This is a genomic window from Gorillibacterium sp. sgz306347, from assembly GCF_059735245.1.
The window spans coordinates 1-22,436 of sequence record NZ_JCAPET010000043.1 but is presented as its reverse complement, the minus strand read 5'-3'; the positions used below and the strand labels follow the sequence as shown (position 1 = coordinate 22,436).

Here is a 22,436-nt window from a genome sequence, read left to right as displayed (position 1 = left end):
GTTGCCGCGCGTTGCCGCGCGTTGCCGTGGGTTGCCGCGCGTTGCCGCGCGTTGCCGTGGGTTGCCGCGCGTTGCCGCGGGTTGCCGCGCGTTGCCGCGGGTTGCCGCGCGTTGCCGGGGGGTGCCGCGCGTTGCCGTGGGGTGCCGCGCGTTGCCGTGGGGTGCCGCGCGTTGCCGCGGATTTGCTGCCGAGTTACTCCCGGGATGAACCTAAATTGTTATCGCCCCATCCACGAGCGTTGTTCACTCTGGGACCCTCCCGTTTGCTCGGCTCACCATTCTTTTTGCATCTGCTTTTCTGACTAAGAGGGCGGGCGGCTGATGAATCAAACGAGCGTCTGATCAGAGCAGGAAAGGGGGCACGCAAATAGGTGCAATGATACACTTATTTCCAAAAAATTTCGTCTCTATCGCGAAATAACGCCGTATCCGCACTTATTTCCATATAAAAAAGCGATATTCCGAGAAAAGGGGAGAAATAATTGCTTCTGTGCATCTATTTGGTCGAATGGAGCGAATAACGGTGTAATTAGTTGCTTTTTTGCACTTACTACTCCAACTCGCGAGCAGGAACTTCTGAATGCTGGAGACTACGGATCGCCGCTCCTTTGCGGTTAGACGGCCGAAACTTGTCCCTCTTTTTCCAACTGTGAGATCGGACGGGACACCCGTCACGCTGCCCGGCCGGATGACCGAATGTCGGGCTCCGGCCGGCAATTCCCGCCTTACTTCAGCATGTTGTTGAGCTCCGCGGCCTTCTTCTTGCTGTCCCGCTTCGCATAAAAGTAAAACGCCACCGTGTGCAGAACCGCCGAAAGCGCCAGCATGCCCGGCCACCAGGGCAGAATCAGCTCGAACATTTCACTCGAGAACAGCCAAACCGCCGCGCACCCGCCCGCAATATTGCAGGTGGACGAAATCAGGATGTTCCAGACCGGCTTCAAGGTAAAATGATTCCACAAGGCGTTGTACAAGACGCCGAACACCGCGGCGGCAATGGCCGCAATCCCGAGCACGTTCCACAGATAGGTCATCTCGACAGTCCGGTCGTTCATAAAGACCGTCAGCAGCAGCGCCACCCACAAAGCCGTCACCGTAAAGACTTGGAAAAATGAATTTCTCAACTGCGTCATCATGTCAATCGCTCCTTAAAGGTTTTTAGGTAAAAGCGGTTTACGAAATAGCTTGTCCCGTCGGTCAGGACGACCTTGATCCGGGCATTGTCGGCTGCCGAGAATTCGGCGATACAGCCGGTGTTGATGATGGTTTGGTTGTTGATTTTCAAAAAATGCGGTGACTCCAGACTCTCCTCGGCACCCTTCAGCCGCTGCGCCAGCAGGTACCGCTCGCCGGTGATCAGCCGCACGCTGCACATGCGGTCCGCCGACTCCACCGCCGCGATCGCCCCAACGGGCACCTGAACGCTCCGGCTATTTTTCGGGTTCAGCACCGCGAGCTTTTTCTCCGCCTGGCCGATGGCCTCCTTAATGGCTCCCCAATTCCCCTGTTCTGCCGGATTCGTGACGACCTTCGCTTTCCGCAGGCCAAGCCGCGCATCCGCCTCAAAGATGATGTCCATTCTCGGGTCCTCCCTTCCACGTCTCTTATCCTACACGCTCCTGGCGGCGGCGGCCATCCTTTTGCGGTTTGTTGCAGGATGTTGGCGGTTTGTTGCAGGGGAAGCCCGCTAAATGAAAAAAAGCCCGCTTAAGCGAAGCTTTCCTCACATCAATCTTCATCTGGGCCCCCGTACCCCCGCCCATTTTTCCCGAAGCTTTAATGTCTCGCGTGAGGTATGGTAGAAGCCGTATTCCCGGTAAGGCTATGCCCGATGCAGTTCATAATAGCGTTTCATCGCGACATTGGAGTCTGCGAAACGGCCGATGACGGCTGCTTCATCAATCCAACAGTATCCCTTCTCCGAGCGGGATTTTAGCGTCTCGCACCCTGCCCATTAGCATTCTCTATAAATTCACCCCCCTGCGCCAGTGACTTTGCCAGCCCCGGAATATAAAAAAGCGGGTAGAGGAGCAGGAACAGATTCGGAGCCCACCAGGCCGGATCAAATTCCAGCCGAATGGCCCAAAAGGCGATGGCCTGCAGCCCCGAACAAAAGGTCAGCACCAGCGAGAGCAAAGCCAGGCTCAGCCATAGCGGCTTGCCCTTCTTTCGCAGATAGAGGCTCGCCAGCCCCGTTGCCGATATGCATAGGTCAAGCGGCAGGAAGGACCAGTTCCATGCGACAAGCAGCGGATTGTAGTAGTCCTCAAACAGCCACTCGACGGGAATGAGGTGAAAGAGGGTAATCCCCCAGTAAACGATAAACCCGAGATCCACGCCTAGAAAAAACCACTTTAATCCCCTTAGCTTCATGTGTTGTCTCTCCTTTTACCTCTGTTGGATTTGATGCTCCGCCAGCTTTGTCTTTTCGCCGTCCCCATGCGCCCCGCCGCTCAAATTCAGGCCGATGATGCCCAGGAGGATGAGAAGAATCGAAACGGCTTTCAGCACCGAAAACGAATCTTGAAAATAAAGCACGCCGATCACGGTAATCAGCACCGTTCCTGCACCGGACCATACCGCATAGGCCAGCCCGACCTCCATCAGGCTCAGCGCCAGCGTGAGCAAACCGAAGCAAGCGAGATACCCGATCGCCGCCCCGGCGCTGTACCACGGATTGGAAAACCCGTCCGAAAGCTTCATTGCAGTCGTTCCCAACACCTCAAAAACAATAGCAGCCGCCAGGTAAAACCACCCCATGCTCATCCCCCATCCAACTATTGAAACCAATTTGGTTTTCTCGGTACCAACAAAAAGAAATGCCGCGGTTCCAAAGCCTTATTCCCGCGGCGTATTTACGGAAGCGATTCCCTCCAAAAAGACCTCCACCACCGTCGAAACGGATTCCTCCAGCGTCACCTTGTTGGCGGCCAAATAGGAAGGATCGAACAAGCTGAGCGTCGCCCCTTTCATCATTTGCAGCAGAGCGGGGATGCTCATGGTCCGCAGTTCCCCGGAAGCCATTCCGTCTTCCAGAAGCCTTTCAACGGTATCCCATTCCTGTTTGAGCAGATCGTCGATCTTCACCCATTCGCCGGGATGAAAGCGGCGGACATCGTCCAAATGGCGGCTGAGCACAAACCGGAAATCATCCGGCAGCAGGGAAAGCGCCTCCCTCAGCTTCTCCACAATCGTCTTGTCCGGGTCCCGGTAAACCTCCAGGCCCCGGCGCTTTATTTCCTGAACCGCTTCGTCGACCATGCTGCCGATTAACTCATCCTTGGAAGCAAAATGTTCATAAAGCGTCCGTTTGCTGACACCAAGCCGGCCGGCCAGCTCGCTCATGGTAAACCGGACGCCTTTCAGGTGAATCAGTTCGACCGCGGCAGTTACGATTCGTGCTCTCACAGGGCTTTCAACCTCTCTTTAACCCAAGAAAACCAGTTTGGTATTCCTGGTACCAATGCCCTCATTTTAGTTTTGTCCCCTCCTGCTGTCAAGCCAAAAAAAGCGATCCGGCCTTCTCCTAAGCGGCGGCCGTCAGCCGTCAACCGGCAAGACCGTCCCGCTTCATAATGCGGAAGACCGGCCACGGCCTCAGGCGGGTTGCGCTGCCCCCGTATCTTTCAGCCGGTTCATTCTTCTGTAATGAAAAACGAAGAGGATCAACCCGACGGCGCTTGTGATGACTTCGGTGACGGTCATCGACCAGATGACGCCGTTCAAGCCAAACCAAGCATGCAGCGCAATAATGACCGGGATAAACAGAATGCCCTGGCAGATGGCCATAATATTTGTCGGAATCCCCTCTCCGGCCGCTTTGAAAATCCCGGCGAACAAGCCGGTGAAGCCGTTAAACAGGGCGGAAACCAGCAGCGCGATAAGAATCGTCGTTCCCGTGTTCAGGACGGCCGGGTCGTTGGAAAACAACCGGATCACCGGTTCCCGGAACAGGTACACCACCGCGGTAAAAACCGCCGCAATGCCGCCGATGTACAGGGCCGAATGCCGGTACACGCTTTTCAGACGGGCAAAATTATGATTGGCGGCACTATAAGCGATAAGGGGAATCACCCCCATGAAGATCCCCATCGCCAAAAATTCGGGAAGCTGCACAATCCGCAGCGCGACCCCGAATCCCGCCACTACATCGTCCCCGTAGCCCATGGAAAACTGGTTCAGAAGCAGCGTCGATACGATAAGGAATGAGGTTTGAAGCAGCTCGGATACGCCGATTTTATACACCTCTAGCTGGTCCTTCAGGCCGAGCTTGAAATGCCGCAGAAATCCTCGCAGATGCTCGCTTTTGGATTCCAGGTACCAGATGTAATAGAGACACGACCCCACATTGGCCAAAACCATGGACAACGCCGCTCCGAAAACACGCCAATCCAGTATCACGATAAACAGAACATCGAACACAATACTCAAAACAATGCCGAGAAGCATGCCATACATCGACTCTCGGGACGCTCCTTCCGACCGGACCAGCTGCTCCAGCGCAAAATTGCCGATGACTGCGATCCCGCCGAGCAAAAGCGTCAAGGAGTATTGTTTGGTGTAAGCAAAGGTCGCCGCGTCCGCCCCGAGCAGATGAACAAGCGGCCCAATCGCCAAAGCGGCGGCCATCGCAATCAACAGGCCAGCCAATAAGCTTCCGTAAAAGCTGTACCCGGCGACTTTTTTGGCCCGCTCCTCTTCTCCTTCGGCAATGGAACGCGTGATAAACGTCCCGCCTCCGACGCCAAACACATTCCCGAACGCCATGAGCACTGTAAAGATCGGCAGCCCGAGCGTGATGGCGCTGAACATCGCGGTATCGTGGGCAAGCCCGATAAAAAACGCGTTGATGAGGTTGTAAATCGTACCGGCCGACATGCCGAGCATCATCGGAATCGAAAGACGGGCAATCGCCTTTCGCACCGGCGCTTTTTCAAGGTAATACGTGTTGGTCTCCGTGGTTTCCATGGGAATCCTCCTCGGTTAGCTTTATAATAGTTTGAATTCTAACTTTTTCAGTAAGGGTAGACCTTTTAATGTTAGAGTTCTAACTTTCCGATGATCAGCAGCCTTGGCTGCCGTCTTGCGCGCAAACCAACCTCCTTACAAGCTCTGGTTGATCTTGACCAAAAGCTTCAGCAGGGTTTGCTTTTCTTCTTCCGTCAGGCTTTCGACAATTTCATTCTCGACCTGGCCAAACATCCGGTCAAAGTCCTGAACGAGCTGCTCGCCCTTCGGCAAGACGTAGAGGTTCTTTTGCCGCTCGTTGTCCGCCGGAATTTTGCGTTCGATGTACCCGTTTTTCTCCAGGCCCTTCAGCATGCTGGTGATTGTCGCATCGCGGCGGTCGAAGATCTCCGCCAGATTCTTCTGGATCAGCCCCTTGTCCTGATGCTCGTAGATATAACCGATCACCCGGCCCTGCTGCGCGTTGAGGCCCAGCTCGTTAATTTTTTCATCGGCCTTTCGCTTGATCTTCAAGCCAATTGTCTGAAAAAGGTCCGAATACGGCGTATCTTTCCTGACCAACCGGCGCCCTCCTTTTGGAATATGCATAAATGTTAGATATCTAACTGTTCGTGGTTTAAATCTACTCCCTTCTCCAGGTCCTGTCAATGGCTAATTTTTCCGCGCAAGCAGGAGGCCGAAGAAAAATGTCGAATTCTATTCCTCGATTTATTACGGCTTAGTCGACATTCTAGGAGGCCCCATGAAAAAAAAGCTTGTTTCTCTGCTTCTGCTTTTTGTTATGCTGACCGTCTCGCTGCTCCCGGTTAGCGGCATCGCCGCCGTTCCGGGCAAGCCGTCCGCGTCCGCTCCGCTCTATTATTTTCTTTATAACGGCAAAAGAGTCACCCCGCAGGACCTCACCGCCATCAAAGGCTACGTCAAAAAATTCACCAAAACCTCCAACGTTCTTCTCGACGTATCCAAATACAACACCGCGCCGCAAATTTATGACCTGCTCAAAAAGGACCGCGCCGCAAAGGGCAGGGCCGTAGCCGGCATCCAGATTTTCGGATCGGCGGACGATGTTCCCACTTTCCCGTATACAAACAAAGTCGCATCGGTCCCGAATCCCTCCGGCAAGACGGTCATCTACCAGTCCAAGGAGCTGCAGGCGAGCGATTTGTTCTATTCCACTTTTCAAAACAACAGCAACTATTTGACCAAGGACCTGAGCCTGTACAAGATTTTTCAAGAAAAGACGCCCGTCTCCCTGGTCCCGGAATGGCCCGTCTCCCGGCTGCTGCTGACAAAAGGCGAGATCGCGGGCTACATCAACCGCTATTACGAATACCGCAAACAGACTGCCCAAAAGGACATTCCGATCGTCAGCTTTTCCAGCCCCACCTTTGTCCGGGTTTACGAAAACCTCATTCTGAAAACCCCTTGGCCCCGGCCCCAGAACGATGATTTGGGCTTTTTTATCGAGCAGCTGCACAAGCGCTTCGGGGTTCTCGACTCCGACGACTACCGCTTGTACGGCATTAAGGAAGGAGCCGTTCAAACGAGCGCCAGCGCCAAAGACATGACCCTCGCCAACCTTCAGGCGGAGAACAGGAAGGGGATCATGGAGTTTGTTTTTGACGGTCACGGCGGTCCGAAAGGCCTCAGCAAAACCGTCACCCCGCTGGCCACCAAGGACCAGGGGAAGCAAACGGAAACGCCCTTTTTGACCACGGAGACGATTAACAAGGTACTGAATAAAAACTACTATACGTTCTATTCGTTTTCGTGCGAGAATGCCCGCGGGTTGAAAACGGGCAGCATCATTCACAAAGCGCTGGCTGAAGGAAAGATGATCAATCCCATCGCGGGCGTATCACTCCTGTCGAACAACGGCATCGCCAATTTTACGGAGACGTGGGATGAAGCGGCGGACGCCTGGGCGTATCCGGCCGTTACCTATGAGGAACTGAAGCAGAACAACCCGTTTTACTTCAGTTATCATTATTTTAAAGGGGTTAAAGAAGGGAAATCGCGCCTGCAAAGCTTTTTCTCGGCCCAACGGCTGTATGCGGAGGAAGTCCTCAAGCATCAGGAGGCGGAGCAAGGATTCCTTTTCGATAAAAACTTTGAATTTAACCTCATGAATGTTCTGTCCCTGCACTACCTGGGCTTGGCGGATTACTAAAAGAAACGCGGGCTGAGCCGGAAAATAAATGCGGCACCGCCTGGCGCCCCCCCATATAAAAAGCTTTCAAGCAGGAAGCCGCCTTTGTCCGGTACTGGACCGGACAAAGGCGGCTTTTTGGGATTTTCATTCTGCGCGGCGCATCTTCGGGTCAGCCCAGCTTCTCCCCGCAGTTGGGACAGAAATTGGCGCCCTCGGTCTTTGTGCCGCAATTCGGACAGAAGTTCGGCTTCTTCCCGGCTCCCGCCGCTTGCGGCGGGTTCGGGGCGGCGTTCCCGCCTGGATTGGCCGAGTTATTTCCCGATTGGTTCGCGTTCATGTTGTTCAGCATCTCTTTGGCCATGTTCATGCCCATCATCATCCCGGCCATGTCCGAAGCGGCGCCGCCGCCCTTCACCTTGCCCGAAGAGATGCCGTCGGTCATGCTGACCTGCTGGTATTTTTGCAGATTGCCGATCATCTCGTGCGAAGCGGTCTTGGTGATCATGTCCTGGATTTCCTGCGGGTAGTTGAAGCTCATCACCTGGAAGCCCGTGATCGTAATCCCGTTGTCCATGATCTCCATGTCCAGGTCCTCGCGGATGCCCTTGGCGATCTCGAACGCATTGGCTTGCAGGTTGAACATGTCCTTGCCCTCGCGGCTGATCCACTTCATCAGCAGCTGGTCGAGCACCGCCGTGATGCGCAGCTTCACTTCTTCGACCAGATAGCTCTGCTTCACGCCCGCAATCCGGTCAATCAAGGTCACATAATCGCTCACCTTGAACTGGAACGTTCCGTTGGCGCGGATCGGCATGCCCCCCGGAAGCTGGGGCGTCGGGATCAGGATCGGGCTCTGGGTTCCCCAGCGCACCGTGAACTCCTTGGTGTTGACGAACAGCACCTCGACCCGCATGCCGCTGTTGAAGCCGAACCGGAAGCCCTTCAGCGTCGAGAGAAAGGGGATGATGTCCGATTCAATGCTGAATTCCCCGTCCTCCCGGAAAATCCCTTCGATTTTGCCGTTGTTCAGGAAAATGGCATCTTGCCCCGGTCGGATGATCAGCTTGCTGCCCTTCTTGATCTCGCGGTTGCTCCATTTCCAGAAGATCATGTCATCCCGGAATTCTTCCCACTCGACCACATTGGAAAACTGGTTTCTAAAAAAGCTCATGCTGCGCTCCCATCCCTTCTCTTCGCTTAGTAAGACCCTCTGCTGCCGCTGTGCGAATGGCCGCCGCCGGTTGTCCCGCCGCCTCCGCCTCCGCCGCCGGAGCCGCCGCTCGGCCTCTCGATCTTGGTTTTGGTTACGGTCGTCCGCAGGTAGCGGTCTTCCTGCTCCAGCACGCCCGAGGTTCCCGCGTCCTGATAGGTGCCCCCGCTCACCGTCACCCGGCCGCCCGAGCGGTAAGCCATCAGCCCGACGGTTACGCCTCCGATTACAAGCGCTCCGCCGAGCTGAACCCACAAGTTAAACAGCGGATTGTCCGGGTTGGCCCCGGGGCGGACGCCCATGTAGCGGTGGGCGGTGATGATGAATTGCCCGAACGCTTTCCCGTAATCCCCTTCGCTCAGGTACGGCGTAATCCGGCTGCGGATTTTATCCAGCCGTTCGTCGTCCAGGTATTCTTTGCCTTTGTAAAAGCCCGCCAGGTACACATCCCGGTTTCGGGTGTCCAGCGTCAGGATCGCCGCATTTCCGTGCGCCTTGTCGTATCCCGGCGCCTGCTCGTCGTAAAAATCCTGGGTCAGCTTCACGACATCCTGGTTGTCCGCATTAAGCGACGTGTAGATGATAAAATCCGTTTCGCGCTCGGCGCCGTACCGGATGGCAAGTTCATTCAGCTCCGCCCGCTGCTCCTGGCTCAAGAGGCCCGCTTCATCGTAGATGAGATTTTTCGGTTCGGCCGCGAGCGCGGACGGAACCAATGCCGGAGCAGCGCTCAGCAGAACCAGGAATAGCACAACAAGCATCATCTCTTTGGTTCTCACAGGAATCCCCCTCCCATCATCCAGGAAGCGAGCTTCAGGACCAGAAAAGAAACCCCGGAGACCCCGGCGAACCAGCCCGCCATCTTCGCCTTGCTGAGCGGCGGCTTGCCGACCACCTTGCCGGTTTGGCCGTTCATGGCGAAGGTATACTCCGCCTGGTTGAAATCGTAGTAGACCATCCACACCGGCAGCAGGGCGTAATCCGCGCGTTCGACCCTTGTGTCGACTCTCTGTTCCGGCAAGCTTACCGTGGTATAGCCGGCCACCGTAGAGGAAATATAGGACTGGATATACGGCTGGATTTTCTCCTTGGCGCGGGGAAGCAGCTCTTCATCGGTGAAGTTGTATTTCTCCGCGATATAACCCGCCAGATAGGGCGTTTTGAAATCCTTCAGCTGCGCGTAGGGGAACGGCTCCAGCTTATCCATCAGCCGGTCGCTCATTTTCTCCGAGGCATCGATCGGCAGCTGCTCATAGTTGAGCCGGAGCCTCCGGTAAACGTCGAAATGCTGCGTTTCCGTATACCGGTAGTCGCCCCGCGTATATACCCTTACCTTCGTGCCGTGACCGTGAACCTCTACGTCGTTATTCAGGTTATACAGCCAGAAAGGAACGTACATCCCGGTGATGCCCTTGATCCGGTCCGCCGTCATGAACCCCCTTGGGGTGAGAAGCCCCCGGCGGCACCATTTTTTGAACGCCTGCATGGCTTCTTCCCTGCTGATGGCAAAGGGAATGACATAGGCCGGCGCCAGCGCTCCCGTCAGCCGGTCGCTCAGGACGACCGCCGAGCCGCAGAAGCTGCAGGTGGTGGCGCTCGTCTCGGGTTCGGTCACGAGAACCGCTCCGCAGCTTGTGCAGTGGTACTCCTTGATTTCATCTTCGGTAAAGACTTGCTTTTTTAACGGATCGGGAAGCTGTTCGATGTTATCCTTCCGCCCGCAGCTCGGGCAGGACAGCATGCCCGACGCGCTGTCAAACACCATACCGCTGCCGCAATTCGGGCATTTGTATTCCATTACCGGCATCCGCACACCCCCTGCGTCCTGTCGCTCGTTAGTTCGGCTTATTCAGCCTTGCTTTCATCGCCGCCAGCTCGTCGCGCGGGTCCGCCCCCGCACCCGGGCCCGCCTTCTCCCGCCCGGACGGCTCCCGGTCCAGCGCGGCCAGCTCCTCCTCCAGGCGATCCCTTGCGGAATCGGACCGGAGCTCGGCCAGCGCCAGCGCTTCGTTCAGCGCCATGCTCGCCTTTTCCTCCAGTCCGCCGAACCCGGCTTTGGCGCTTTGCGCCTTCAAGGCGGCCATTCTTGTCTCCAGCTCGCACAGGTCCTCCGCCAGCTTGTCTTGAAGCTGCTTCATTTTGCCGGCGTCCGTTGCGGCCTGTTCATAGGCCTTATTGAATTCATTCCGCTTTTCGTTCTCTTTTGCCTTGCTCTCCAGGAAACGAAGGGCCTTGTCGTCGTCGCCGGACGCCGCCGCTTTCTCGGCGTACCGCTCCAGCTTGCGGATCTCGGCCCCGCATTCGTCAAGCGCCCGCTTCGCTCTTGCTTCCTCGGACAAGACAGCGGCGGTTTCCGCCTTCACGCTGCCCAGATCCTGCGTCAGCCCGCGCAGGGTTTCGTCAATGGTCTTCATCGGATCGTCGCTCCGCTTCAGCAGATCCCCGATGTTCGCTCTCATGATCTCCGTGAATCTCGACAGGACTCCCACTCGGCAACCCTCCTTTGACTTGTGTGCCCTTTCTTATATTACCTCATCTTGCCCCGGTTGGTTTCATTTGAACGGTCGGCGGCCCAATCCCGTTAAACGAATTTCGTTCAGTTCCTCGGCTTTCATCAACCCCGATTGGTACAGATTGAGATACTCCTGCGAAGCGGTTTGGTTGAAAATCAATAAATCATCGGTATTGATGGTCACCGGAACCCCATAATCAAAAAGCTGCCGAACCGGATGGCGCTCGTAGCTCTCCGCCACACCCAGCATCACATTGCTTGTCGGGCAGACATTCAATTGAATGTGATGCTCAGCAAGCCACCTCATGACCTGCGGCGAGCCGGCGGCCGCAATTCCGTGATGGACCTCCTGAAGCTCCAGTTCCTCAACCGCCTCCCGGACATCGTCGGACGTGCCGAATTCGCCCACATGAGCTCTTCGGAGCAGCCCGGCGGATTTGGCAGCTCTGTAAATGGCTTTGAACTTTGCAATCGGCTGGGCAAGCTCGTCGCAGCAAATATCAATCGACCGGAACCACCGGTAATGCAACAGCTCTTCCAGGCGTCCGTAAATCTCATCCGTATTCCAGCCCCGGTCCAGAGCAAGCTCCGGCAAAAACTGCGTGTCCGGAGCAAAGCGGACGTGAAGCTCATTCATGATGCGCATAAAAGGCTCCATCCCGCCCAAAGCGTCAACTTCATCGATCCCGAAGCTTAACGCCAGCTTTTCGATGCGGTCATCGTTGGCCTGGACAAAGGAGGCTTCAATCCGTTTCAAATAACCCGGAACGCCGGGGCAATGACGCTTTACATTTTCCACAAACCACTTGTTCATGTCATACAGCGATTCAAACGGCTTTGCCGGCGGCTGAATGTCGACATTCGCCCATGCGCCGATATAGCGAAGGGTTCCTCCGCGCCCGGCGTGATTGTGCAAATCGCTTTTCGGTACCGTTTGCAGGCCCTCCAGCAAATTTTCCCTCAAGCTGTCCAGAAAGACTTGCTCATCTGACCGTGCTTCCCGTTCGATTGGCATCCTGGCCGTACCCCCTTTAAAAAGTGCTGTCCGTTTAACAAATAAGCCCCCGCTCGGGAAATCGATGCAAAAGCAGCCGTCCCTTCCATCCTCTTGATCTATACGAATCCCTTCCATTCTCGTGGCAAATTTGAAAAAAAAGCACAAAAAAGACTGTCCCGGTCACCTTGACCCGGAACAGCCTCAAACAAAGTCGTTTTTCTATTCCTCCGCAACAAAATGCCAGACAAAGCTGCGGAAATCGCCGTTTGTCTCGACCGGAACGCTCAGGCCGACATAAGTCAGCTCGTCCCCGCCGAAGACTTGCTCCGTCCCGGCCAGCCGGTACGTTTTGGTTACATCCGCGCCGTGCAATTTCAGGTATTTCAGCGGAGCGGCCGGCTCGGCCAACACGTTGAAATAAAAGGCGAGGATTTCCGTCTTTTCCTTGTTTGCAAAAAGCCAGGCCGTTTCGTTTCCTTCAAACGGGCTAAGAAGCCGGTAGAAGTCGCCGAATTGAATCAGGCTCCGGATTTCCTTGTACCGGGCCACCTGCCGCTTGACCGCTTCTTTCTCGTCCGCCGAGAGCGCGGTCAAATCCAGCTCGTAGCCCAGGTTCCCGGACATCGCCACATCGCCCCGCATGGCGAGCGATGTCGTGCGGTGCACCTGGTGGTTCGGCACCGCGGAAACGTGCGCTCCCATCGACACGACCGGATAAACCAGGCTCGTGCCGTACTGGATTTTCAGGCGGGAGACGGCATCCGTGTTGTCGCTCGTCCACGTTTGCGGCATGTAGTAGAGCATGCCGGGATCGAACCGTCCGCCGCCGCCGGAGCAGCTTTCGAACAGGACATCCGGAAACGACGTCGTAAGGGCGTCCATCACCCGGTACAAGCCAAGCATGTAACGGTGCGCCGTTTCCCTCTGCCGTTCGGGCGGAAGAGCGGCCGAGCCGATTTCCGTCAGATGGCGGTTCATGTCCCACTTCACATAGGAAATCGGGACCGCCCGCAGGATGGCGCTGACCCGTTTGATGACTTCCACGCAAACCTCGGCCCGCGACAGATCGAGAACCAGCTGATTGCGGGCCTCCGAGCGGGGGCGGTTCGGGACGTGAAGGCACCAATCCGGGTGCTCGCGGTACAGGTCGCTGTCGGCCGAGACCATCTCCGGCTCAAACCAAAGCCCGAAGGAAAGGCCCAACTCCCGCACGCGTTTGGCCAGATCGTCCAGGCCGTCCGGCAGCTTTTGCCGGTCCACAAACCAGTCGCCCAGCGAGGTGAAGTCGTCGTTCCGGCGACCGAACCAGCCGTCGTCCAGGACAAAGAGCTCGATCCCGAGCTCTTTTCCGGCTTCGGCGATCTCCAGAATCTTTTGCGCATGGAAATCGAAGTAGGTGGCTTCCCAGTTGTTCACCAGAACCGGACGCTCCTTGTCCCGCCAGGTTCCCCTGGCCAACCGGGTCCGGTACAAATCGTGGAAGGTGCGGGACATGGCCCCCAGCCCTTCCGCCGAGTAGACCAGAACGGCTTCGGGCGTTTGGAAGCTTCCCCCTGGTTCCAGCAGCCACGTGAAGTCAAACGGATTCAGCCCCATGGTCACGCGAGCCGTATCAAACTGGTCCACTTCCGCCTGCGCCAGAAAGTTCCCGCTGTACACGAGGTTGAACGCATAAACCTCGCCGGAATGCTCGCCGGCGTCTTTGCGAAGCAGCGCCAGAAACGGATTGTGCTGGTGGCTGCTGGCCCCCCGGCTGCTTTCGATGGCCTGAATGCCGTGCCGGAGCGGCTGCCGCTCCATATACCGTTCTTTTACATGCCCTCCGTATAGATGGAGGATATCAAAGGCGGCGTCCTGAAAATCGACGCACAGGCTAAGGGCGCTGAGCAGCTTCAGCGTCTCGGGGCCCTCATTCAGAAACCGCACCGAACGCGTAATCACGTTAAACGCCTCAAAAACGGTATAGCTTAACAACGCCTGCAGGCCCGTCACCGGGTCCTCCATCCGAATCTCCAGGGTTTCGGCCTCGTTTTCGTTCTCGACATAGGTAGCCGGGAGTCCCTCCAGGGACGGTTTTCCCTTCCGGATCCGATGGGACCGGTAGCGCAAATCCGAAACCGTCGAGCCGTCGGGAAGCTGCACTTGATACGCGGGCTTCCGGTAATCGGTATTCCCGTATTGGGGATACTCCTGAGGCAGCGTATCCAGCGAGAACGTCCGGTCCTCTTTGTAAGGATTGCCGGAAAAGCCCCGGTCCAGCAGCTGAAGCCGGTTGGAATCGCGATACGTCCTGATCTTTCTTCCCCAGTAGCGATGAAGCAGGTACCCGTCCCGGACAATCTCCATCACGTAGCTGGTGTCCTTCGCCTGCAGATGAAAGACTTTGGTTTCCGATTCAAAATGAATTCCCATGAAAGGTCCGCCCTTCTTGATGCGCCGGCAGCCGCAAGGTTCGGAAACCCGCCGGCTGCGGCGTCAGCGTTGTCCGGAGTTCGTCCCCGCTTGCATATTTTTCCGGTTCCGTGTGTGGAAGCTAGACGTCATACCGGGCAAGCGTGCCGTCCTCTTCCGTATATTCAATGACCGTTTTACTGGTCTTCAGGTCAATGAACAGCGTGCAGCGCTGCTCTTCCTTTTGCCAGGAAAGCCGCACTTCATCCTTCGCGGATTCGAGCACCTGAAACGCCCCCTGGAACGCTGCGTGTTCGTTCCGGAACCGGATCAGCTTCAGCAGCCTTTGGACGACATCCTTTTGCAAAGCCTCATCAATCTCGCCCAGCGTGTAGTTGTGGCGGTTGATCTCCCGGCCTTCCCCGGTTTGCCGCACGGCCTCCGCATCGTTTTCGCCGGCCAGCAGGCCGACGTAGTACACCTGCGGAATGCCCGGTGCAAAAAACTGAATCGCGCGGGCAGCCAAATAGGCGTCATCGTCGCAGTTCAGAACGGAGTAATACGAGCAGCGGATCTGATGAACGTCAAAGCCGTCCTCGCCTTTATGCTCATCCGACAGCACCAGGCTCAGGTTCGACCCCCTCTCCAGGCAGACGTCGACCAGCTTGCGGGCTTCGGCGGTGTCGATCAAGCCGTCCATGTCCGGTTTCACCGGAATGCCGTCATGGCAGTCCAGCATCGTAAACTGCTTGGCCGGCCGTGTTTTGAGGTAGCCGACCAGCGCTTCGCTCGACTTGTTCACCATTGTCTCCAGCACCCGGTAGGGCAGAATGAAATCGTAAATCCAGAACCCGTGCTCGGCCAGCTTGTGCTGGATGGAATAGTGGGCGTGCACCTCGGGCAGAAGCTCGATGTCCAGGGAGCGGGCCAGCTCCATCACCCAATCCAGAAACTCGTAAATTTCCGGCTCCACAAAAAAGCAGCTGGTCCCCAGCTTTTTGATCACGTAGCCCACGGCGTCCAGACGGACGATTTTTACGTTGTTCCGCTTGAAGTTCTCGAAAAAGGCCGTCAGCAGCTGCTTGACCTTTTCGGACTTGACGTCCAGGTCGATCTGCTCCGAAGGGTCCGTTTTGCCGAAGGTGGTCCAGACCCGCTCTTCCTTGCCGGTTTCTTCGATCGTGAAGGTGGAATACGGCAAAGGCCGGCGCAGGAACATCTTGGCGATGTCCGCCGGATTCGGCTCTCCGTCCTCCCACAGCTTGTCGAGCGTCAGGAACAGATCCGCATGCTCGGAACGGCGTCCTTTTTGCAGAAAGTCCTGAAAATACTCGGATTGCCGCGAAATGTGGTTTACCATCAGATCCAGCAGAACATCAAATTCCGCGCCGATGGCCTTTATGTCATCCCAGGTTCCAAAACGGGGTTCGATTTCCAGGTAAGTGAGCGGGGCGAAGCCTCTGTCCCCCGAGGAAGGAAAGGGAGGGAGAATGTGCACCCCGCCTTTGAAAACATCGGCAAACCGGTTCGCCAACACTTGGTTCAGCGCTTTTAAGTCCCCTCCAAGCGAATCCGGATAGGTAATCAGCTGCACTTGGTTTTTGACTGCCATGTTGGCGCCCCCTATATTCCGTATTGGTGTTCCAGTTCTTCCTGCTGCGGCAGGCTGACGACGGCTCCCATGTGCTGCAGCTTATACGCGCTCACGGCAAAGCCCAGCGAGAGCGATCTCCGAATGGGATACCCCTTTACCAGGCCGGTGTAAAACCCGGACCAGAACGCGTCGCCCGCGCCGGTCGTGTCGACAACATCCGTTGCCAGGGTGTCGAAGGCCAGCGTCTCTTTTCCGTTTGAAACGAGCGCCCCGTCCTTCCCCAGCGTCAGAATGACCAGCTTGGCGCCCAGCGCCAGAAACTTGTCCACCTGGTTTTGCGGCGTATCCTTGCCGAACAGGCGCTCCGCGTCGTCCTCCGACGGCTTGACGATATCGACCCTGCGCAGGAGAGACTTGACGTATTCGGTGCCGTTCTCCCCCTTCTGCCAGATCATCGGGTGATAATTCGGGTCAAAGCCGATTAAGGCGCCGCTGCGCTTGGCTTCCTCCATCACCCGCTCTATGGTGCTGCGAACAGGAAGAACGGAGACCGGCCAGCAGGAAAAATGCACGACTTTCGTATCGGCTACCGCCTTCTCCAGCTCCGGAGTAAACGCCAGCTGATAGTCCGCTCCCCGGTAAAAGATCGGAACCGGCGTCGCTTTGCTTTTGGTCACCACGACCATGCTCGTGGAATAATCGACCTTCTGGACGCAGCGCGTATCCATGTCGGCCTTCCGCAGCTGCTCGATCAGGAAATTCCCGAAGCCGTCCTCCCCGACCGCGGAAGCCACCAGGGAACGGACGCCGAATTGTTTGACGTTCATTGCGATATTGGAGGGCGATCCTCCGAAAAACCGGCGGTAGGTCCCGCTGTTCACCGCATCCTCATAATCGGTGGCAATCATGTCCACCAGCAGTTCGCCTACGGTCAAAATATCAATGCTTTTCTCTTTAAACTCCACACTATCCTCAAATGAAAACACGCGATTCACCCCAAACTCCCTAATCGGTTTTTTTTTCATGAAATCCGGGGCTTATTTAACGGAGCCCTGCATAACTCCTTGGATGATGTATTTTTGCGCAACCAGATAGATAAGGAGCACCGGCAGAATGGTCAGAATAAGACCGGCCATGAGCGGACCGTAATCGACCGCGTAGCTGCCGAAGAAGTAAAAGGTGGAAAGCGGCAGCGTCCGTGTGCCCGGATTGATCAGCACCAGCGAAGGAAGCAGGAAGTCGTTCCAGATCCAAAGGACGTTCAGTACCGCAATCGTCGTCGTCGTGGGAACCAGAACGGGAAACACGATGCGGAAAAAGGTCTGGATCCGCGTACAGCCGTCGATCATCGCCGCTTCTTCGAGCTCGGCCGGAATCGCTTTGATGAACCCGTGGTAGATGAAGACGGCAAGCGAGCTGCCGAAGCCGATATACATGTAAACAAGCGAATACTTGCTGCCCAGCATGCCCAGCGAGCCGTAGATTTCGACCAGCGGAATCATGATCGCCTGGAACGGAATAATCATCGAAGCGACCATCAGGAAAAAGGTCATCTGGTTAAACTTGCTGTTATGCCGCACGAAATAGTGCGCGGTCATGGCCGCAAAAAGCGAAATGAGCGCCACGCCCAAAACCGTAATGATGATGGTGTTGCCCAAGCTGTTCAAGTAGTCCATTTTCGTAAGAGCGCTCGCGAAATTCGCGAAATTTAACGATTCGGGCAAGCTGATCGGACTGGAGGTAATCTGCTGGTTGGGTTTGAATGCGTTGATCAGAAGAATCAGAAACGGAAAAACAAACAAAACCAGACACAGGATCAAGCCGATCATCTTCAGCCAGCCGAGGGATTTCGATTCGGCCATTACGCCTCCACCTCCAGCTTCTTGCTGAAATAAACCTGGACGATCGTGACAATAGCGACCAGCAGGAAGAGAACAAAGGCTTCCGCTTGGCCGAGACCGTAGTCACGCGTAAGAAAGGCCTTCTGATAAACGTGCATAGAGGCCATAATAGTCGATTTGAAAGGACCTCCGTCCGTCAGGGTCAGGTTCAGGTCATAGACCATGAAGCCCCGCTGCAGAGACAGGAAGATGCACACGATAAACGACGGTACCATGAGCGGAAGCACCATGGTGCGCAACCGGGTAAAGCCGGTCGCCCCGTCGATGCTGGCCGCCTCCAGCACATCCTTCGGCACGCTCATGAGGCCGGAGATGTAAATGACCATCATATAGCCGGCGTACTGCCAGACCGTAACAATAACCAAAGCCCAAAACGCTTTCGTCGGGTCGGAAAGCCAGGAGACCTCCAGAAACGGAATGCCGTGCTTGCCGAAATAGGTCAGAACGTTGTTGAAAATAAACTGCCAAATGAAGCCGAGAACAATCCCGCCGATCAGGTTCGGCAGAAAGAAGCCGGCGCGGAACAGACTTTCTCCCTTGACGCGGGTGGTAAGCAGATAGGCCAGCAGGAAGGCCACCACGTTGATCAGAACGACCGTGTACAAAACGTATTGCAGCGTCAGGCCGAAGGACGTCCAGAACTCTTTATCCCGAAAAACCGCCAGGTAGTTGGCAACCCCCACAAACGGATGCTCGGTGGAAATCCCGTCCCACTGCGTTAAGGTGAGGTAGATGCCGTACAAAAACGGCAGGATGATGACGGTCAGAAATGCAAACAAAGTCGGTCCCGTGAAAACGAGCCGCGTGCCGATTCTTTTGGCTGTGCTTTTTTCGGCGATCATGCTATCCCTCCTAACCGGTATAAGGGACGTTCGGGCGGCGGGTGCCTGTTCCGGCCCCCGACGCCCTCTCGTCAAACCGCGGTTTATGCCCGGTTTATTTTTGGTTCTTCCAGTATGCTTCCGTTTCCGAAATCAGAGCGGCGCGGTCGCTCACGCCGGCCAGGTACTTCTGCATCGCAGCGCCGACATTTGCCGCATAGTCGGCCGGAACGCCCTGGAACGGAACGGATTGTCCGGCTTCCATGTAGTTCATCAGCGACTTCGACAACGGGTCCTGAGGCTCAAGCGTGATGTTCTTGAAGGCCGGCAGAATGCTCGCCTGATTGACCATGAAGTCTTGGCCGCTTGCCTCGTAAACCATCCAGTTGAGGAACTTCTTCGCCGCTTCCTGCTGCTCCGGCGTGCTCTCTTCCTTGTCGATCAGCAAGCTTTTGGTAACGCCGACCGAAACCTTGGTTTGCTCGGTCTGGTCGTTGCCAAGCGGTACCGGAAGGAACGCGTATTGGCCGTTGGCCGTATCGAAGCCCTTGAGCTGCGGCCATGCCCAGTTACCCATGAACCAGACGCCGACTTGCCCTTTGCCCATCACCTCGGCGCCCTTCTCATAGGGGCTTGCGAGCGGGGTTGCTTTGTCCAGGTTGTACTTTTTCAGCACGTCGAAGGTATCCAGCAGGCCGTTAAAGGGGCCGTTGTTGGCCAGGTCGGCCGAACCCGCCTTCAGGTTGTCCATGAACGCCGCGCGGCCTTCCGCATCGCCGGCTTGCGCCGCGAACGCCATCGGCATCATGTGGGAGCCCAACGACCAGTCCATCGAAGAAATAAACGAGCCCGCCACGCCGCTGGCTTCTACCTTTTGCAGCAGCTCGTCCAGATCGTTCGACGTCACGATGGTCTTCGGATCAAACGTGCCGCCTACCGCCTTGTCGAGAACCGGCTGGCTGTAGATCAGAGCATAGCCTTCCATGGCAAAGGGGAACCCGTAGACTTTGTCGTCCACTTTGCCGGTGTCCAAAGCGCCGTCGCGTACATCTGCGACCCATTTTTCGCCGCTGAGGTCCAGCACGCGGTCTTTAAAGCTCGGCACGTCCGAAGTGTCCTGCATGGTAATCGTCGTCGGGTTGCCCGACGCATAGAGAGCGGAAGCCCTTTCATAGGCGGATTGACCGGCCGGAACCTGAATGACTTGTACGGTAATCGACGGGTTTTCCTCATGGAATTTCGCTGCCGCCGCTTCCATCGCTTCCAGGATTTCGCCTTTCGAATTCAGATAAGTGATGGTCACCGCTCCGTCGCCGCCATTTGCGGACGAATTGCCATTGCTGCTTTCGCCGCTGCCGCCGCAAGCGCTTACCATAAGAGCCAATGCCGCTGTTGCCGCAATCGCCGAAACTTTTCTAAAGCTCTTCTTTCCCTTTTGAGCCATTTCAAAACGCTGCATTCAAGATCCCCTCCAAAATGATTTGATGCGCTTTCATGTCTGCATTGTACGCCTTCTGAAACAGTGTGTCAAACGTTACCACACTTTTTTATCATAATTTATTATTTCCAGTCGATGTTTTCTCCTATTTTTATCGTTATTTTTCTAAATTATCCTTGCAAAATCCATAATTACCCTGAAATTCTAAGAAGTTTACCGCTTTCATTTTTCATTTTTTGTGTTAACGTTACCACAAAACTATAGTTTTTCGTTTCTGAAAACGGTATAATAAAACCATTCCATTGTGTATCGGAGGATATGCGGCCTATGCCCAGCATTCGGGATGTCGCCAAAAAAGCAGGCGTTTCCGTCACCACCGTATCCCGGGTCATGAACAACCGGGGTTATATTGGCGAAGAAACCCGCCGGAAGGTCGAGCAGGCGATTGCGGAGATCGATTATTCTCCCAATCAGATTGCCCGGGCTTTGCAAAAGAACCAGTCCACGTTTATCGGCGTGGTGGTTCCGGATTCCAGCCATCCGTTTTTTTCGGACCTGATCAAATCCATAGAACAATACGCCAGCGAGCAGAATTACAAAATTCTGATCTGCAATTCGCTGGAGGACCCGGAGAGCGAAGCGCGCTACATCAGCATGCTTCGGCAAAACCGGGTGGACGGCATCATTATGTGCAGCCATACCTTGGACATCGAAGAATACAAGAAGGTCGGTCTTCCGATCGTCTCCTTCGACCGGATCATTTCGCGCTCCATTCCCTGCATCGGCTCGGACAATTACCGGGGCGGCGAAATCGCCACCGAGCATCTCATCGCGGCGGGCTGCAAGAACCTGCTGCACATCTCCGGCCCGCTGGATGTGGACATGCTGGCCAACCGGCGTGCCGACGCCTTCCGCCTGACCTGCATGAAGCGCAACGTCGGGCACCAGGTGCTGCCAATCCCCTACAGCCGGCTGACCTTTGAATATTTCCGCTCGTTCGTCCGCGAGCAGCTCCCGGCCCAAACGCTTTCCGCTTACGACGGCGTCTTCTGCAGCAACGATATTTTGGCCTACGCCCTGTATCTTCATGCTGCGGAACTGGGCATCTCCGTGCCCGACCGGCTGCGGATCGTCGGCTACGACTACCACAGCTTCACCCGGATGCTCCAGCATCCGCGCATCACCACGATCAAGCAGCCGACGGAGCGCATCGGCAAAATGCTCTGCTCCACGCTGATCAACATGATCGAGCAGGTGAACGAGGACATGATCAACAACACCACCGTCGACGTCGAGCTGGTCCCCGGGGATACGGCTTGAGGGAGACGGCGGCTGAGTTGAGGGAATTAGCCGGAAGGCAAAAACAGCGGCACCCATGGACGGAAACGTTCGGGTGCCGCTGTTTTGTTTAAGCGAGTTCAAGCCCCTGTCCAAATATTTGCGTTTGTTTCACGGGAAAAGAGCAAAGCAGGAACAATCCCCTCTTCCGAGGATTGCTATAATAAACTCAACCGTACGGGATAAAGGAATGGTGAAAACCATTGAATTACAGGCACGACATGGAACGAAGCATAGCGTATGTCGAAGGCAAGCTTAAAGAAAGCTTGACCGTCGAAATGATCGCCCGGCATGTTGGATACTCTCTGTACCACTATTGCAGAGTCTTTCAAATCTGCATGGGGCTCCCGGTCATGGAGTACGTCCGAAAGAGACGGTTATCGGTAGCTTCGACTGAGCTGCAGAAAGGCGGGCGGATCATCGATATTGCGTTGGATTACGGGTTCGGGACCCAAAGCGGCTTCGCAAAGGCTTTTCGCAGGGAATTCGGCTGCAGCCCGACGCAATATGCCAGCCGGATGGTCAAAATCCGGGGATACCTTTTACTACGCCTCCGGTGGATACGACCGAAGACGCGAATCAGGAACAATTCGCGGCTGCGTTCCGGCAAACATGGAAGTCGATTTTTGAGGAATGGTTCAAGGACAGCGGCTATCAGTATGAAGAGACGAGGCTTGACTTTGAGTATTATGACGAGCGCTGCCATTTCCGTCCCGATACGGTGATGGATATCTATGTGTCGGTTATGAAGAAGGAACAATAACAGAGGCAAGGCGAAAGGCTGCTTCTCTGCAAAGAGAGTCAGCCTTTTTGCTTTCGGGTGGTTAACAGAATGTAAAGGAACTTAGCGGTGACCGCGTTAACCTGGGTGCAGGAACTCTATATGGCGCCCTCAATACCTTGCTCGAGAAGAAATGGATCCACCCCATAAAGGCGGAAATGATTCCCGCAAGAAGGAATACGTCATTACGAAACTGGGAAAATCCATTGTGAAAAACGAGATCATCCGACTGGAAGAATTAATCCGCAACGGGCTGACAATCGTTGGAGGTGAGTGGAATTGAAGCATACCGTTAGCCACCCATGCCCTGGCGGGCACCACAGAAAATGAAAA

The 22,436-nt window shown here is 55.6% G+C and carries 21 protein-coding genes and 1 pseudogene; 4 read left to right on the top strand and 18 right to left on the bottom strand.

Going from position 1 to position 22,436, the window contains the following annotated elements; all coding sequences use genetic code 11:
- Positions 1-725 precede the first annotated feature (725 nt).
- From AC6I6H_RS18410 to AC6I6H_RS18380, 7 genes are all read right to left on the bottom strand, one after another.
- Positions 726-1,136 carry a hypothetical protein gene (locus AC6I6H_RS18410; RefSeq protein WP_497955463.1) on the bottom strand — a complete coding sequence of 137 codons (411 nt, stop codon included), beginning with the start codon at positions 1,134-1,136 and terminating at the stop codon, positions 726-728.
- Positions 1,133-1,579, bottom strand: coding sequence for a LytTR family DNA-binding domain-containing protein (locus AC6I6H_RS18405; RefSeq protein ID WP_497955462.1), 447 nt, complete (start codon positions 1,577-1,579; stop codon positions 1,133-1,135). Before AC6I6H_RS18405 ends, AC6I6H_RS18410 begins: the two co-directional genes overlap by 4 nt.
- Positions 1,580-1,932: 353 nt before the next feature.
- Positions 1,933-2,373 (bottom strand): DUF5360 family protein, encoded by a 441-nt coding sequence (locus AC6I6H_RS18400; protein WP_497955461.1) that lies wholly within the window; start codon positions 2,371-2,373, stop codon positions 1,933-1,935.
- Between the two features lie 15 nt (positions 2,374-2,388).
- Positions 2,389-2,760, bottom strand: a complete 372-nt coding sequence (locus AC6I6H_RS18395; RefSeq protein WP_497955460.1) for a DMT family transporter — start codon at positions 2,758-2,760, stop codon at positions 2,389-2,391.
- Positions 2,761-2,838: 78 nt separating this feature from the next.
- Positions 2,839-3,408: a TetR/AcrR family transcriptional regulator gene (locus AC6I6H_RS18390; protein WP_497955459.1), complete on the bottom strand. Its 570-nt coding sequence runs from the start codon at positions 3,406-3,408 to the stop codon at positions 2,839-2,841.
- A 189-nt stretch (positions 3,409-3,597) separates the two neighbouring features.
- Positions 3,598-4,968 (bottom strand): MATE family efflux transporter, encoded by a 1,371-nt coding sequence (locus tag AC6I6H_RS18385; RefSeq protein ID WP_497955458.1) that lies wholly within the window; start codon positions 4,966-4,968, stop codon positions 3,598-3,600.
- A 135-nt stretch (positions 4,969-5,103) separates the two neighbouring features.
- Positions 5,104-5,529 carry a MarR family winged helix-turn-helix transcriptional regulator gene (locus AC6I6H_RS18380; RefSeq protein WP_497955457.1) on the bottom strand — a complete coding sequence of 142 codons (426 nt, stop codon included), beginning with the start codon at positions 5,527-5,529 and terminating at the stop codon, positions 5,104-5,106.
- A gap of 181 nt (positions 5,530-5,710) precedes the next feature.
- Here AC6I6H_RS18380 and AC6I6H_RS18375 point away from each other — a divergent pair, with 181 nt between their 5' ends.
- Positions 5,711-7,138: a hypothetical protein gene (locus AC6I6H_RS18375; protein ID WP_497955456.1), complete on the top strand. Its 1,428-nt coding sequence runs from the start codon at positions 5,711-5,713 to the stop codon at positions 7,136-7,138.
- A gap of 151 nt (positions 7,139-7,289) precedes the next feature.
- On the opposite strand, the gene AC6I6H_RS18370 is transcribed toward AC6I6H_RS18375, so the two are convergent.
- The 11 genes from AC6I6H_RS18370 to AC6I6H_RS18320 all read right to left on the bottom strand — a co-directional run bounded on the left by AC6I6H_RS18370 (position 7,290) and on the right by AC6I6H_RS18320 (position 20,005).
- Positions 7,290-8,291: an SPFH domain-containing protein gene (locus tag AC6I6H_RS18370; RefSeq protein WP_497955455.1), complete on the bottom strand. Its 1,002-nt coding sequence runs from the start codon at positions 8,289-8,291 to the stop codon at positions 7,290-7,292.
- A gap of 26 nt (positions 8,292-8,317) precedes the next feature.
- Complete coding sequence (locus tag AC6I6H_RS18365; protein ID WP_497955479.1) at positions 8,318-9,094, bottom strand: TPM domain-containing protein; 777 nt, start codon at positions 9,092-9,094, stop codon at positions 8,318-8,320.
- 11 nt (positions 9,095-9,105) lie between these two features.
- Complete coding sequence (locus AC6I6H_RS18360) at positions 9,106-10,137, bottom strand: TFIIB-type zinc ribbon-containing protein (protein WP_497955454.1); 1,032 nt, start codon at positions 10,135-10,137, stop codon at positions 9,106-9,108.
- A 28-nt stretch (positions 10,138-10,165) separates the two neighbouring features.
- On the bottom strand, positions 10,166-10,819 hold the full coding sequence (locus AC6I6H_RS18355; protein ID WP_497955453.1) for a PspA/IM30 family protein: 654 nt from the start codon (positions 10,817-10,819) through the stop codon (positions 10,166-10,168).
- Positions 10,820-10,882: 63 nt separating this feature from the next.
- Positions 10,883-11,857 carry an amidohydrolase family protein gene (locus AC6I6H_RS18350; protein WP_497955452.1) on the bottom strand — a complete coding sequence of 325 codons (975 nt, stop codon included), beginning with the start codon at positions 11,855-11,857 and terminating at the stop codon, positions 10,883-10,885.
- A 201-nt stretch (positions 11,858-12,058) separates the two neighbouring features.
- On the bottom strand, positions 12,059-14,251 hold the full coding sequence (locus tag AC6I6H_RS18345) for an alpha-galactosidase (RefSeq protein ID WP_497955451.1): 2,193 nt from the start codon (positions 14,249-14,251) through the stop codon (positions 12,059-12,061).
- A 121-nt stretch (positions 14,252-14,372) separates the two neighbouring features.
- Complete coding sequence (gene gtfA / locus AC6I6H_RS18340; protein ID WP_497955450.1) at positions 14,373-15,842, bottom strand: sucrose phosphorylase; 1,470 nt, start codon at positions 15,840-15,842, stop codon at positions 14,373-14,375.
- Positions 15,843-15,853: 11 nt separating this feature from the next.
- A complete protein-coding gene (locus tag AC6I6H_RS18335) occupies positions 15,854-16,810 on the bottom strand; it encodes a carbohydrate kinase family protein (RefSeq protein ID WP_497955478.1) in 957 nt (318 codons plus the stop codon).
- Between the two features lie 51 nt (positions 16,811-16,861).
- Positions 16,862-17,686, bottom strand: coding sequence for a carbohydrate ABC transporter permease (locus tag AC6I6H_RS18330; RefSeq protein WP_497955449.1), 825 nt, complete (start codon positions 17,684-17,686; stop codon positions 16,862-16,864).
- On the bottom strand, positions 17,686-18,567 hold the full coding sequence (locus AC6I6H_RS18325; protein WP_497955448.1) for a carbohydrate ABC transporter permease: 882 nt from the start codon (positions 18,565-18,567) through the stop codon (positions 17,686-17,688). The genes AC6I6H_RS18330 and AC6I6H_RS18325 overlap by 1 nt, the downstream gene beginning before the upstream one ends.
- Positions 18,568-18,661: 94 nt before the next feature.
- Positions 18,662-20,005: an ABC transporter substrate-binding protein gene (locus tag AC6I6H_RS18320; RefSeq protein ID WP_497955447.1), complete on the bottom strand. Its 1,344-nt coding sequence runs from the start codon at positions 20,003-20,005 to the stop codon at positions 18,662-18,664.
- A gap of 306 nt (positions 20,006-20,311) precedes the next feature.
- Here AC6I6H_RS18320 and AC6I6H_RS18315 point away from each other — a divergent pair, with 306 nt between their 5' ends.
- The 3 genes and pseudogenes from AC6I6H_RS18315 (at position 20,312) to AC6I6H_RS18305 (ending at position 22,085) form a co-directional block, all read left to right on the top strand.
- The gene (locus AC6I6H_RS18315; RefSeq protein WP_497955446.1) at positions 20,312-21,304 is read left to right on the top strand and encodes a LacI family DNA-binding transcriptional regulator; all 993 of its coding nucleotides are present in this window, start codon (positions 20,312-20,314) and stop codon (positions 21,302-21,304) included.
- A 239-nt stretch (positions 21,305-21,543) separates the two neighbouring features.
- Positions 21,544-21,777, top strand: a pseudogene (locus tag AC6I6H_RS18310) (helix-turn-helix domain-containing protein); the annotation flags it as partial.
- 101 nt (positions 21,778-21,878) lie between these two features.
- Entirely contained in the window at positions 21,879-22,085 is a 207-nt protein-coding gene (locus AC6I6H_RS18305; RefSeq protein WP_497955445.1) for a GyrI-like domain-containing protein, read from the top strand.
- Positions 22,086-22,436: the final 351 nt, after the last annotated feature.

Bases quoted from the DNA above. Each gene is read 5' to 3' on its own strand.
- AC6I6H_RS18360 (WP_497955454.1), bottom strand. From the start codon at position 10,137: ATGCCGGTAATGGAATACAAATGCCCGAATTGCGGCAGCGGTATGGTG.
- AC6I6H_RS18325 (WP_497955448.1), bottom strand. From the start codon at position 18,567: ATGATCGCCGAAAAAAGCACAGCCAAAAGAATCGGCACGCGGCTCGTT.
- AC6I6H_RS18395 (WP_497955460.1), bottom strand. From the start codon at position 2,760: ATGGGGTGGTTTTACCTGGCGGCTGCTATTGTTTTTGAGGTGTTGGGA.
- AC6I6H_RS18400 (WP_497955461.1), bottom strand. From the start codon at position 2,373: ATGAAGCTAAGGGGATTAAAGTGGTTTTTTCTAGGCGTGGATCTCGGG.
- AC6I6H_RS18375 (WP_497955456.1), top strand. From the start codon at position 5,711: ATGAAAAAAAAGCTTGTTTCTCTGCTTCTGCTTTTTGTTATGCTGACC.
- AC6I6H_RS18365 (WP_497955479.1), bottom strand. From the start codon at position 9,094: ATGATGCTTGTTGTGCTATTCCTGGTTCTGCTGAGCGCTGCTCCGGCA.
- AC6I6H_RS18315 (WP_497955446.1), top strand. From the start codon at position 20,312: ATGCCCAGCATTCGGGATGTCGCCAAAAAAGCAGGCGTTTCCGTCACC.
- AC6I6H_RS18345 (WP_497955451.1), bottom strand. From the start codon at position 14,251: ATGGGAATTCATTTTGAATCGGAAACCAAAGTCTTTCATCTGCAGGCG.
- AC6I6H_RS18385 (WP_497955458.1), bottom strand. From the start codon at position 4,968: ATGGAAACCACGGAGACCAACACGTATTACCTTGAAAAAGCGCCGGTG.
- AC6I6H_RS18350 (WP_497955452.1), bottom strand. From the start codon at position 11,857: ATGCCAATCGAACGGGAAGCACGGTCAGATGAGCAAGTCTTTCTGGAC.
- AC6I6H_RS18320 (WP_497955447.1), bottom strand. From the start codon at position 20,005: ATGCAGCGTTTTGAAATGGCTCAAAAGGGAAAGAAGAGCTTTAGAAAA.
- gtfA (WP_497955450.1), bottom strand. From the start codon at position 15,842: ATGGCAGTCAAAAACCAAGTGCAGCTGATTACCTATCCGGATTCGCTT.
- AC6I6H_RS18370 (WP_497955455.1), bottom strand. From the start codon at position 8,291: ATGAGCTTTTTTAGAAACCAGTTTTCCAATGTGGTCGAGTGGGAAGAA.
- AC6I6H_RS18330 (WP_497955449.1), bottom strand. From the start codon at position 17,686: ATGGCCGAATCGAAATCCCTCGGCTGGCTGAAGATGATCGGCTTGATC.
- AC6I6H_RS18405 (WP_497955462.1), bottom strand. From the start codon at position 1,579: ATGGACATCATCTTTGAGGCGGATGCGCGGCTTGGCCTGCGGAAAGCG.
- AC6I6H_RS18410 (WP_497955463.1), bottom strand. From the start codon at position 1,136: ATGATGACGCAGTTGAGAAATTCATTTTTCCAAGTCTTTACGGTGACG.